Raw genomic sequence first — 12,656 nt, 5'->3', positions numbered from 1 at the left:
TTTAAATTTTAATTCGCATTTTTGAATCATCTGCACATGGCATAAACGCATATTTGCACATTAAAATTGGCTAAAACAAAAATTTCGTATTTCTGCCAAAGCTGTGGCTTCGAGGCGCCCAAATGGCTGGGGAAGTGTCCGTCATGCCAGCAGTGGAATACCTTTGTCGAGGAGATCATAGAAAAGAGCAATCCATCAGTGCCCGACTGGAAGCCACAATCGACCAGTATGCAGCGGGCTAATAAGGCGGTGCCTATTGATAAGATTGAATTTGATGAAGAGCACCGCATGCTAACGCCCGACAAAGAATTTAACCGCGTATTAGGCGGGGGCATTGTGGCAGGATCGTTAGTATTGATAGGCGGTGAGCCGGGCATTGGCAAATCTACCTTAATGCTGCAACTGGCCCTGAACATGCCCGCGCTTAAAGTGCTGTATGTATCGGGCGAGGAAAGCGAGCGGCAAATAAAAATGCGGGCAGAGCGGCTGACAGCCCCCCAGCCCCCTAAAGGGGGAGCAAATATTCCCCTTTCAGAGGGCGAGGGGGCCTACATTCTCACCGAAACATCAACACAAAATATATTTAAGCAGATAGAGCAGTTGCAACCCGAACTGGTGGTGATCGATTCTATCCAGACGCTTTATTCATCGCATATAGAATCAACTCCGGGCAGTGTATCGCAGGTGCGGGAATGTACCGCCGAATTACTGCGCTTTGCTAAAGAGAGCGGCACGCCGGTATTCCTGATAGGGCATATTACCAAAGATGGCATGATAGCCGGTCCGAAGATATTGGAACATATGGTTGATACCGTATTACAATTTGAAGGCGACCGACACCATGTTTACCGGATTTTACGTGCTGTAAAAAACCGTTTTGGCTCGGCATCAGAACTTGGGATCTATGAAATGCTGGGCGCGGGCCTGCGCGAAGTATCTAACCCCTCGGAAATTTTATTATCGCAACGCGATGAACCCTTAAGCGGTATCACCATATCTGCTACCCTGGAAGGCCTGCGGCCTATGATGATAGAAACACAGGCATTAGTGAGTACATCGGCTTATGGCACCCCTCAGCGCTCGGCCACGGGCTTTGATACCCGTCGCATGAATATGTTGTTGGCCGTGTTAGAAAAGCGCTGTGGCTTTAAATTAGGGGCTAAGGATGTATTCCTGAATATCACCGGCGGCATACGCGTGGAAGACCCGGCTATTGACCTGGGGCTGGCTGCCGCCATCATCTCATCGCACGAGGATATGCCTATTCCATTTAAAACCTGTTTTGCAGGCGAACTGGGCCTATCGGGCGAGGTACGTGCCGTGAACCGGGTGGAGCAACGCATTGCCGAGGCTGAAAAACTGGGCTTTGAACAGATATTTATTTCCAAATACAACCTGCCTACCGGCGGGCAGGATAAAAAACGGATAGACCTTACCCGCTATAAAATTGCCGTTAAAACGGTTGGCAGTATCGAGGAAGTGTTTTCGTTATTGTTTGGATAGCAATTTGTCGTCATCCTTCGCTATCGCTCAGAATGACGTTAGATACATGATGGTACTATTTCCAAAAGAAAACGGCACCCTGATAATTCAGGGTGCCGTTTTGATATTTAATATACTTTAAACTTTATGGTTTGGTAGTAACAACCAACTTGCGTACTACGTTATTATTATAATCGGTTACGTAGATATTACCCGCAGCATCGGTTGTTAAACCCTGCGGCGAATCAAATTTAGCAGCAGTACCCGAACCTTCCGCATAGCCAGTTGTATTGATATTACCTGTTATGGTATACAGTATTTTTGCAGTAGTAATTTCCATTATCCTTCCCGATTCATCCGAGATAAATATATTGCCTGTTTTATCTATAGCTACGCCTACCGGCAGGTTTAATAATAAAGCACCAGTAGTAGGGTTACCCGCTAAAGTAGTTACAGTACCGTCTACAGCAACTTGTCGTAAGGCGCTATTGCCCAAATCGGCCACATATAGTACGCCCTGTGCGTCAATAGCAATGCCCGTAGGGTTGTTAAAGCCGGCAACAGTTGTCAGGCCGTCAATAAAGCCAGCTGTTTTGGTACCCGCTAAAGTGGTTACCACACCTGCCGAAGTTATTTTACGAATAACATTATTACCTCTGTCGGCTACGTATACATTGCCTGATGCGTCGGCTACCAGGCCCGCAGGGCTGTTAAACTTAGCTGAAGCCCCCGTTGCGTCGGTATAACCTGCGCCGGCACCACCGGCTAAAGTGGTAACCACGCCCGCAGCTGTAATTTTACGGATAGCGTTATTGCCAACGTCAGATACATAAATGTTTCCGCTGGCATCAGCTGCTACATATTGCGGACTGTAAAAACGCGCCGCGGTGCCGGTACCATTGGTGTAACCTGCAGTAGCGCTGCCGGCAAATGTACTAACCACACCGCCTGTTATTTTACGGATAACATTATTATACGAATCGGCTACATACATATTGCCCGATGCATCTATAGCTAACCCTTGCGGACTATTGAATGTGGCACTAAGCAATGCACCTTCGGCATAACCAGCCGCACCTGTGCCAGCATATTTTGTGGTAGTGGCCCCAATTGAGAATGTTGTGGTAGGCGTGGTAAATTGTATCACATTACCATAAACAACAGAACCGTCATTACTGACACAATATGCGCGCAAATAATAAAGCGTATTGGCTGTTAAGCCTGTAATATCGCTTGAAAAATGCTCGACATTTGCGGTAGTGAGTGATGTTTTGGAATCGGCGGTTGTTGGGGTTTTGTTAGTAGCGCTCCAGCATACACCATAAGATGATATGGAATTTAAAATAAAGTTAGAAATATAGCCGCCGCTTTGTACCGATGTAGTTGTGGGGTTTATAATAATAGAGTTTGTAACCACTACAGGTACAAATGTTGTAGGATTATCTGATGATTTATTACAGCCTGTAACTGCCAAAACAGCCGACACCAGCAATACCAAATACACACGTAAGTTTTGTAGAGTAAATTTCATTGTCGCTAAGTATGATAAAAACTTTAAAATAACAGTTTTACCGGCAAAGATATTAACCTGCAGTGATATTTTAACACAATTTAACAATAAGGCTAAAACAAGTTGAAACCATTAAACGCCTTGGGTTGTAATTATTAAAAATAAAATTAGATATGAGAGTGTGTTTGTTAATAATTGCATTTATAGTTTCGGGTGATTTAATGGCACAACGTATGCCCCATGGTATGGTGTATGGCAGTAAACCCAGTCGCGTTGGGTTAGTGCAGGCAAACAAGCTTGAAGCATTTATGGGTAAACGCCCGCGCGTTAGTGTAAGTGTAGCCGGCCGTGTGGCGCAGGTAACTAATACTAAAGGCGGCTGGTTTGATGTGGATGCGGGTAATGGTAAAATTATTACGGCGCATTTTAAAAACAACAGCATTAACATCCCTAAAAGTTTAAAAAACCGTTATATAGTGATGGATGGGGTGGCACAAAGACAGATGATATCCGACGATCACCAGCATTATGCAGGCGGTGATAGCCGCGGGCACAGCAGGCCATCGGGGCCTCGGCATTTACTAAGTTTTGAGGTAAAGGGTTTGGTGGTGGAGAAATAGATGTTGGTTAATCAGAGATTAGTTAATTAGAGATTAGGCGGATCTTCCTAATCTTTAATTAACTAATCTTTAATCTTCTATTCTTATTTCGACAAATACATCGATTTCTCTTTGTACAGATGCCTGAAGTATGGATCTTCCAAATTAGGGATAAAGCGTATAGCTTCTCCTGTCGATTTCATTTCAGGGCCCAGTTCCTTTTCTACATCAGGGAATTTATCGAACGAGAACACTGGCTCTTTAATAGCATAGCCTTTTAGCTTGCGCTCAATATTAAAGTCTTTTAATTTATGTGTGCCCAGCATTACCTTGGCAGCGATGTTGATATAGGGCACATCGTAAGCTTTGGCGATGAATGGAACCGTACGTGATGCACGCGGGTTAGCCTCTATCACATACACCTTATCGTTTTTAATGGCAAACTGTATATTCAGCAAACCGCGGACATTTAACGCATGGGCAATTTTAATGGTGTGATCTTCCATTTGTTTGATCACCGATTCCGACAGGTCGAACGGCGGCAATACCGCGCTTGAATCACCCGAGTGGATACCGGCAGGCTCAATGTGCTCCATTAAACCAATGATATGTACATCGGTACCGTCATTTATAGAATCCGACTCAGCCTCGGCCGCGCGGTCAAGGAAGTGGTCAATTAACACACGGTTGCCCGGCAGGTTTTTCAGCAGGTTTACCACTGCTTTTTCCAGGTCTTCATCATTTATTACAATGCTCATACCCTGGCCGCCTAATACGTAACTCGGACGTACAAGTACGGGGTAACCAACTTCGTGGGCAACTTCCAGCGCTTCTTCGGCGCTTTCGGCTACGCCATATTTAGGGTATGGGATATCCAGCTCTTTCAGCAGGTCGCTAAAGCGGCCACGGTCCTCGGCAATATCCATGTTATCGAACGATGTACCGATGATCTTGATACCATGCTCGTGCAGCTTCTCCGCCATTTTAAGCGCAGTTTGACCACCTAACTGAACGATCACGCCTTCTGGCTTCTCCAGGTCGATAATCTCGCGTACGTGCTCCCAGAATACGGGTTCGAAATACAGCTTATCGGCCATGTTAAAGTCGGTAGATACTGTTTCGGGGTTACAGTTGATCATGATCGCTTCGAAACCTGTCTCTTTAGCGGCCAGCAAGCCGTGCACGCAACTGTAATCAAACTCGATGCCCTGGCCAATACGGTTAGGTCCCGAACCTAATACAATGATCTTCTTTTTATCAGATACGATAGACTCGTTCTCACCCTCGTATGTTGAGTAGAAATATGGCGTTTTAGCCTGGAACTCGGCCGCGCAGGTATCCACCATTTTGTATACCCTGCGGATGTTTAAGGCCTTGCGGCGCTGGTAAACATCCTCTTCGGTAGTTGAGTTACCTAAAATATAGGCGATCTGTACATCAGAGAAACCTTTTTGCTTCAGCGTGAAGAAGAATTCCTCAGGGATATTGTTCAGCGAATAGCGGCGCAACTCGGTTTCCATGTTTACAATATCCTGTATCTGGTTCAGGAACCAGCGATCTATTTTGGTAGCCTTACGGATAGATTCAACCGGTACACCCAAACTCATGGCATCATAAATATGGAACAATCTATCCCAGCTTGGATGCTCAAGGCTGTGCATAATATCATCAAGGTTGCGGCTTTGGCGGCCATCGGCGCCTAAACCGGCACGGCCGATCTCTAAACTTTGACAGGCTTTTTGCAGTGCCTCTATAAAGCTGCGGCCAATGCCCATCACTTCGCCTACCGATTTCATTTGCAGGCCCAGCTCACGGTTAGCGCCTTTGAATTTATCGAAGTTCCAGCGTGGTATTTTAACGATCACATAATCCAGCGTTGGCTCAAAATAAGCCGAGGTAGTTTTGGTGATCTGGTTCTCTATTTCGTCAAGGTTATAACCTATCGCCAGTTTAGCGGCAATTTTAGCAATTGGGTAACCGGTAGCTTTTGAAGCTAATGCGGATGAACGCGATACACGTGGGTTGATCTCGATAGCGATGATGCTCTCATCGGCCGGATTAACCGAAAATTGCACATTACAGCCACCCGCGAAGTTGCCAATAGCACGCATCATTTTAATGGCCTGGTTACGCATTTCCTGGTAGCAGCGGTCGCTCAGGGTCATGGCCGGGGCTACGGTTATCGAATCGCCGGTGTGGATACCCATCGGGTCGAAGTTCTCTATTGAACAAATGATAATTACGTTATCGTTATTATCGCGCAGTAATTCCAGTTCGTATTCTTTCCAGCCCAAAACCGCCTGTTCCACCAAAACCTCGTGGGTTGGCGATGCTTGCAAGCCGCGACTAAGCGCTGCGTCAAAATCTTCTTTTTTATGTACAAAGCCTGCGCCTTTACCACCCAGGGTATAGCTTGGGCGTATTACCAGCGGAAAACCAATCTCCTGTGCGGCTTCCTTACCTTCTAAAAACGAGTTGGCAATTTTTGATTTTGCCACACCCACGCCAATATCAACCATTAACTGGCGGAAAGCTTCGCGGTTTTCGGTTTTCTCGATAGCGGCAACATCCACTCCAACCACAGCTACTCCATATTTTTCCCAGATACCGCGTTCTGACGCTTCGATACACAGGTTCAACGCAGTTTGACCGCCCATGGTAGGCAATACGGCGTCAATTTTTTGTTCCTGTAAAATTTGTTCGAGGCTATCGCAGGTAAGCGGCAGCAGGTACACGTGGTCGGCAATAACCTTATCGGTCATAATAGTGGCCGGGTTGCTGTTAATGATGGATACTTCTATCCCTTCATCTTTTAACGACAACGCGGCTTGCGAACCGGCATAATCAAACTCACACGCCTGGCCAATAATAATTGGGCCTGAACCGATGATCAAAATAGATTTAATGGAGTTGTTTTTGGGCATAGTCTTTTTAAGTCTTAAGTCTTGAGTTCTGAGTCTTAAGTCAAATCCAAATCAAAGAATTTTTGGACTATTGACCTCGGACTTAGAACTTGAAATACTATGCTGTGGGAGTAAAAACCCGACCTCAGCGTTCGGGGTGCAAAGATAGGGTTTATGAACGGCTTTTGATGGATTATTTTAAAAAAACTACTGCCGTAGGTGCCATTTAAATAAATACTGACGCACTGGCGGGTACGAGTATAAAAAAGCCCTCCGTTGTTTTACGGAAGGCTTCTGATATTTAAAGAAAAGAACAGTAAATCTTTTTCTGACTGAACTTATTACTGGTTAACGTACATTACTTCTTTAACAGCTTTAATTACACGTTCGGCGTTAGGCAGATATTCCTGTATCAGTGTAGGCGCGTAGGGCAGTGGTACGTCGCCACCCATAATACGTAATATAGGGGCATCAAGATAATCAAACGCGTCTTTTTGTACTTTAAATGCAATTTCAGTAGCTATTGATCCTAAAGGCCAGCTTTCTTCAACCAACACCAAACGGTTGGTTTTTTTAACCGATTCGATAATAGTAGGATAATCAATAGGGCGCACGGTACGCAGATCGATCACCTCGGCGCTGATACCTTCTTTTTCAAGCTCGGCCGCAGCAGCATTAACCACTTTCATTATTTTACCAAAGCCTACCAGCGTTACATCGGTACCTTGTTTGGTTACGTTAGCTTTACCAATTTCAATATAGTAGGTTTCTTCAGGTACTTCTCCCTTATCGCCATACATTAATTCCGATTCCATGAAGATACAAGGATCAGGATCCAATATGCACGATTTTAGCAGACCTTTAGCATCGTATGGATTTGATGGCACCACTACTTTTAAACCAGGACAGTTAGCATACCAGTTTTCAAAGCACTGGCTGTGCTGCGAGCTTAACATACCCGCGTTGCCGGTTGGGCCGCGGAATACAATCGGTACCGAAAACTGGCCACCGCTCATGCTCATCATTTTAGCCGCACCGTTAATGATCTGGTCGATAGCAACTAACGAGAAGTTAAAGGTCATAAACTCGATGATCGGCTTCAAACCGTTCATAGCTGAACCAATACCGATACCGGCAAAACCTAATTCAGAAATAGGGGTGTCAATAACGCGTTTAGCGCCAAATTCATCAAGCATACCCTGACTAACTTTGTAGGCACCGTTATATTCAGCAACCTCTTCGCCCATCAGGTAAATGGTCTCGTCTTTGCGCATCTCTTCGTTCATTGCTTCCCGAAGCGCTTCCCTGAATTGTATTTCTCTCATTATATTTCTTAAATGAATGTTTTTTTTCGCGAGGGCAAATATAAGGAATGATGTGTTAAAAACAATTGTTCTGAACCCGGATATACTGCATGCATAGATATTTTACAAAAGGCGATGGTCAGTGTTTTGAATGCGGTGTCCGTCAACTTTCAAATAAATAAAATAAAGTTTGCCCTGCCCTGCTCTGCAGGCATTTTACTACGGCTTATTTATCCGTTTGCCGAATTTTGCGCAAACGGATCACTTCATTTTATTAGGAGAAAATATTTAGCTTTTAATGTAGTAAAACAATTGCCGGCCTACTATTTATGCTTTGCCCCCATTTCAAATACCATAGTCCCGCCATTCATAATATCAGCATGGGTTAAAAATGGTGTGGCCAATACTTTACCGTTCAGGGTTATCTTTTGCACGAAAACGTTTTTATCGCTTTGATTTTTTACTTCAATAGCGAATGTTTTACCGCCCGGCAGGTTGATCTCCGCGCTGTTAATAGCCGGGCTGCCAATGGCGTACTGATCCGATCCCGGCGCTACGGGATAAAAACCCAGCGTACTGAAAATATACCAGGCGCTCATTTGGCCGGTATCATCGTTGCCGCCTAAACCATCGGGGGTTGGTTTGTACATGCGTTTTAATATCATGCGTATCTTTTCCTGCGCTTTCCAGGGCTTGTCTGTCCAGTCGTACAGGTAAGCTACGTGGTGCGATGGCTCGTTACCATGCACATAGTTGCCGATGATGCCATCGCGGGTAATGTCCTCGGTTTCGGCAAAATACTTATCGGGCAGGTTATAGCTGAACAGGCTATCTACATAAGTAATAAAATGCTTATTGCCGCCCATTAGTTTAATTAATGATGCCGGGTCATGCGGTACATACAGCGTATAATTCCAGGCGTTACCCTCAATAAAGCCCATGCCGATGGTGGTAAACGGATCAAACTTTTTACGGAAAGTACCATCAGCCAGTTTGGGGTGCATAAAGCCCGATTTCGGGTCGAACACGTTCTTGTAGTTTTGCGACCGTTTGTAAAACTCGTCGTAAATGTCCTGGCGGTTCAACTTTTTAGCCAGTTGGGCAATACACCAGTCGTCATAAGCATACTCCTCGGTTGATGATACCGAGTTACCATTCTTCTCATCGGGGATGTAGCCTATATCCATATAATAACCAATTCCCGCATAATCGCGGTGGCGGGCAGTAGCTACGCAGGCCTCTAAAGCGTGGTTGGCATCAACACCTTCGGCATTACCTTTCACAATGGCATCGGCAATAACTGATACGCTGTGGTAACCACTCATGCACCAGTTCTCGTTAGCCGAGTTTGACCATACCGGCAGCATGTGTTCGGGGCTTTGATCGTAATGGGCCAGCATGCTGCGCACCATATCGGCATTGCGTTTCGGGTCTATAATATTAAACAGCGGGTGCAGCGCACGGTGCGTATCCCAAAGCGAGAAGGTGGTATAATTGGTGAAGCCTTCGGCCTTATGGTTGTTTTGATCTAAGCCTCGATAGCTGCCATCCACATCCATATAAACCGTAGGGTTTATCATGGCATGATACATAGAGGTGTAGAAATCCTCCAGCTCATCTTTGCTGTTACTTTTAACCACAATTTTGTGCAGTTCTTTTTCCCATTGGGCCTGGCCGTCCTGCTTTACCTTTTCAAAATCCCAGCCGGTCAGTTCGGCTTTCATATTAGCCAGTGCGCCATCCATACTTACCGGCGACAGTGCAAATTTTATTTTGATCTTTTCGCCTTCAGTGGTTTTAAAATCAAAGTAAGCCCGTAATTGGCGACCGGCTATCTCCGGGAAATTACGGGTGTTCCTAAACTGCCCCCAAAAGCCACCGTACACTTCGCGTTTTGAATAGTTACGGTAGCCCATCTGTAAAAACGGCTTATTAAATTTCATAGCGAAGTACAGGGTACGGGTGCGCGCCCAACCATTGGTGCTACGATAGCCTACTACGGTACTATCGTTTACCATGCGCATGTAGGTCCACACGTTTTTATCGGGGTAGTTATAAATGCCCGCCATCAGATCGAGGATGATATGCGCGTTATCCGATTTAGGGAATGTATATTGATGGAAACCCACGCGGGTGGTGGTGGTCATTTCGGCCATTACGTTAGGGTCGTCCAGTTTTACTTTGTAGTAGTTAGCTTCACTTATTTCATTAGCATGCGAGAAAGCCGAACGGTAGCCGCTGCCGGGTTTATCAGCTGTACCGGGATTAAGTTTTAAAGGGCCTACCGATGGCATGATCAGGAAATCGCCCAGGTCGGAATGCCCTGTACCGCTGAAATGCGTATGGCTAAAGCCTACAATGGTTTTATCATCGTACTGGTAACCGGCGCAATATTTATAAACGTCGGGGTTATAATGGCCGTCTTTCTCATAACTGGCAGTATCGGTTTCGGGGCTTAACTGCACCATACCGTAAGGAACGGTTGCTCCCGGGTAAGTATGCCCCATGCGCTGGGTACCAATGATAGGCTTCACATATTTTACAAGGTTTTGAGCACCGGCGCTTAGGGAAATACAGCTTAGCGCGATCAGGAATATTTTTTTCATAGAAGAAATTGACCAGTATAGTTAACAGCTCAAATATAGGGCTTCATGAAGTATTCATCTATTATCGAAACAAAATAACTAAATTGCCATTATGTCATTTAAATATAATGATTGTAACAACGGTATACCTTTTGTAATCTAATCCCAAATCAACATGATCAACAAAATGAAAAAATTTCTTTCAGCAATTATAATGATAGCGACGGTAATGTCGCTTAGTTCATGCAGCTACAACAGCATGGTTAAAATGGACGAGAACGTTAAAGGCAAATGGGGCGAGGTGCAAACCCAATACCAGCGCCGCAGCGATTTGATCCCTAACCTGGTAGCCACTGTTAAAGGCCAGGCTAACTTTGAGCAAAAAACCCTGACCGACGTAACCGAGGCACGCGCCAAAGCTACCTCTATACAGGTTGACCCTACTAAGCTTACCCCGGAAACTGTTCAGAAATTTCAGCAGGCACAAGGCCAGTTAAGTACTGCTTTGGGCAGATTGCTGGTAGCTTCAGAAAATTACCCGAACCTGAAATCGAACGAGGCTTTTAACACCTTGCAGGCACAATTGGAAGGCACGGAGAACCGCATAGGTATTGCCCGTAAGGATTTTAACGAGGCCGTACAGGAATATAATAGTAAGATACGTTCGTTCCCTGCTAATATAACTGCTAAAATGTTTGGCTTTAGCGAGAAAGGTTATTTTACTGCCGAAGCCGGTGCCGATAAAGCGCCGAAAGTGCAGTTTTAATTTACCGGGATTTCACCAATTAAAGAATGATTACACCGATAGAAAATGCATCGGTGTAATCATTTCCCAATAATCTGTGAAATCAATACAACAATCTGTGAAATCATAAAAAAATGGCAGTATTTACCGAAGAAGAGCAACTACTGATACGCCGCGCGGTGGAAAAAGCCGAGCTGAATACATCAGGCGAGATTAGGGTTTGTATTGAAAAAACCTGTAGCGAAGAAGTACTTGACCGTGCCGCCGCCTACTTTTATAAGCTTGATATGGATAAGACCAGGCTGCGTAACGGGGTGTTAATATATATGGCCACAGTTGACCGTAAGTTTGCCATTATTGGCGATGCCGGGATTAATAAAGTTGTACCAGAAACTTTTTGGGACGATACCAAACTGGCTATGCTTGAACAATTTAAGTTTGGCAAACTGGTGGAAGGTATTGCTATTGGTGTTGAGATGGCTGGCGAACAGTTAAAGAAATTTTTCCCTCACGCAACCGACGACACCAACGAACTGCCAGACGATATTGCTTTTATGGATGGCAATTAATTAACGACAATGTTAAAAAAACTGATACTATGCTGGGGACTGTTGCTTTGCGCAGCCGTAGCTTTCGCACAGGAATTTCCTGAGAAATCAAAAACCCTGCTTACCGATTATACCAATACGCTTTCAGCCGATCAGCAGCAACAACTGGAGCAAAAGCTGTTTACACATAATGATACCTCGGCTATAAAAATTGCTGTAGTGATCATGAAATCGACAGGCGGCTACGATATTAATGAATACGGGGCTTTGCTTGGCCGTAAATGGGGTATAGGCAATAAGGATAAAAATACCGGTGTGCTGATATTGGTAGCTATAGAAGACCGTAAAATGTCTATCCAAACCGGTTACGGTGTGGAAGGGGCCTTACCCGATGCCATTACCCAAAGCATTATTCAACAAGATATGAAGCCGCGTTTTAAAGCCGGCGATTATTATGGCGGGCTTGATGCAGCTGTTGATGATATTATTAAATATACCAAAGGCGAATATAAGCCCGAACCAAGTAAACGCCATGCCCGCGGAAACGGCGGCGGTGGTGGCGGCTCTGCCGGGTTTATCGTTATCATAGTTGTGTTTATCCTGATCGCTATTTTTCGCAGGCGAGGTGGTGGCGGTGGTGGCGGCCATATTATTGGCAGCCGCGGTGGTGCAAGTCCGTTTTGGTGGTTCCTTGCCGGTTCGGCATTGGGCCGCAGCAGTGGCGGCGGCGGTTGGGGTGGATTCTCAGGTGACGGCGGTAGCGGCGGCGGCTGGGGAGGCGGCAGCGGCGGCAGCTTCGGTGGCGGCAGCTTTGGCGGCGGCGGTTCAAGCGGCAGCTGGTAGCTTTTAAGTCGAAAGTTTAAAGTAATAAGTCAAAATTTTAATGTCATTTCGAACGAGGTACGAGGAGAAATCTTCTACATGCAGACAGTCTTCGCGTAGAAGATTTCTCCCTCCGGTTCGAAATGACATTGTTTTTT

Annotated in this window: 9 protein-coding genes; 5 read left to right on the top strand and 4 right to left on the bottom strand. The window is 45.4% G+C overall.

Annotation, left to right across the window (positions count from 1 at the left end):
- Positions 1-66 precede the first annotated feature (66 nt).
- A complete protein-coding gene (gene radA / locus IRJ18_RS17025) occupies positions 67-1,503 on the top strand; it encodes a DNA repair protein RadA (RefSeq protein WP_194107505.1) in 1,437 nt (478 codons plus the stop codon).
- A gap of 124 nt (positions 1,504-1,627) precedes the next feature.
- Here the strand turns inward: radA and IRJ18_RS17020 are convergent, their stop codons facing one another.
- Positions 1,628-3,013 (bottom strand): NHL repeat-containing protein, encoded by a 1,386-nt coding sequence (locus tag IRJ18_RS17020; RefSeq protein ID WP_194107504.1) that lies wholly within the window; start codon positions 3,011-3,013, stop codon positions 1,628-1,630.
- Positions 3,014-3,165: 152 nt separating this feature from the next.
- Here IRJ18_RS17020 and IRJ18_RS17015 point away from each other — a divergent pair, with 152 nt between their 5' ends.
- On the top strand, positions 3,166-3,612 hold the full coding sequence (locus tag IRJ18_RS17015) for a DUF4920 domain-containing protein (protein WP_194107503.1): 447 nt from the start codon (positions 3,166-3,168) through the stop codon (positions 3,610-3,612).
- A gap of 83 nt (positions 3,613-3,695) precedes the next feature.
- On the opposite strand, the gene carB is transcribed toward IRJ18_RS17015, so the two are convergent.
- The 3 genes from carB to IRJ18_RS17000 all read right to left on the bottom strand — a co-directional run bounded on the left by carB (position 3,696) and on the right by IRJ18_RS17000 (position 10,404).
- Positions 3,696-6,515: a carbamoyl-phosphate synthase large subunit gene (gene carB / locus IRJ18_RS17010; RefSeq protein ID WP_194107502.1), complete on the bottom strand. Its 2,820-nt coding sequence runs from the start codon at positions 6,513-6,515 to the stop codon at positions 3,696-3,698.
- A 320-nt stretch (positions 6,516-6,835) separates the two neighbouring features.
- A complete protein-coding gene (locus IRJ18_RS17005) occupies positions 6,836-7,837 on the bottom strand; it encodes a pyruvate dehydrogenase complex E1 component subunit beta (protein WP_317174121.1) in 1,002 nt (333 codons plus the stop codon).
- 284 nt (positions 7,838-8,121) lie between these two features.
- On the bottom strand, positions 8,122-10,404 hold the full coding sequence (locus IRJ18_RS17000; RefSeq protein ID WP_194107500.1) for a GH92 family glycosyl hydrolase: 2,283 nt from the start codon (positions 10,402-10,404) through the stop codon (positions 8,122-8,124).
- A 166-nt stretch (positions 10,405-10,570) separates the two neighbouring features.
- Here IRJ18_RS17000 and IRJ18_RS16995 point away from each other — a divergent pair, with 166 nt between their 5' ends.
- From IRJ18_RS16995 to IRJ18_RS16985, 3 genes are all read left to right on the top strand, one after another.
- Positions 10,571-11,149, top strand: a complete 579-nt coding sequence (locus IRJ18_RS16995) for a LemA family protein (RefSeq protein WP_194107499.1) — start codon at positions 10,571-10,573, stop codon at positions 11,147-11,149.
- 113 nt (positions 11,150-11,262) lie between these two features.
- Complete coding sequence (locus IRJ18_RS16990; protein ID WP_194107498.1) at positions 11,263-11,697, top strand: TPM domain-containing protein; 435 nt, start codon at positions 11,263-11,265, stop codon at positions 11,695-11,697.
- A 9-nt stretch (positions 11,698-11,706) separates the two neighbouring features.
- Complete coding sequence (locus IRJ18_RS16985; protein WP_194107497.1) at positions 11,707-12,519, top strand: TPM domain-containing protein; 813 nt, start codon at positions 11,707-11,709, stop codon at positions 12,517-12,519.
- Positions 12,520-12,656: the final 137 nt, after the last annotated feature.

The sequence above is a fragment of the Mucilaginibacter boryungensis genome, from assembly GCF_015221995.1.
Lineage (GTDB): Bacteria > Bacteroidota > Bacteroidia > Sphingobacteriales > Sphingobacteriaceae > Mucilaginibacter > Mucilaginibacter boryungensis.
Note: the sequence above shows the minus strand (reverse complement) of the source record. Positions and strands in the feature narration are given on the sequence as shown.

What these genes read in the sequence shown, in the direction of transcription:
- IRJ18_RS17020 (WP_194107504.1), bottom strand. Translation starts at nt 3,013, where the DNA reads ATGAAATTTACTCTACAAAACTTACGTGTGTATTTGGTATTGCTGGTG.
- IRJ18_RS17015 (WP_194107503.1), top strand. Translation starts at nt 3,166, where the DNA reads ATGAGAGTGTGTTTGTTAATAATTGCATTTATAGTTTCGGGTGATTTA.
- carB (WP_194107502.1), bottom strand. Translation starts at nt 6,515, where the DNA reads ATGCCCAAAAACAACTCCATTAAATCTATTTTGATCATCGGTTCAGGC.
- IRJ18_RS17000 (WP_194107500.1), bottom strand. Translation starts at nt 10,404, where the DNA reads ATGAAAAAAATATTCCTGATCGCGCTAAGCTGTATTTCCCTAAGCGCC.
- IRJ18_RS16995 (WP_194107499.1), top strand. Translation starts at nt 10,571, where the DNA reads ATGAAAAAATTTCTTTCAGCAATTATAATGATAGCGACGGTAATGTCG.
- IRJ18_RS16990 (WP_194107498.1), top strand. Translation starts at nt 11,263, where the DNA reads ATGGCAGTATTTACCGAAGAAGAGCAACTACTGATACGCCGCGCGGTG.
- IRJ18_RS16985 (WP_194107497.1), top strand. Translation starts at nt 11,707, where the DNA reads ATGTTAAAAAAACTGATACTATGCTGGGGACTGTTGCTTTGCGCAGCC.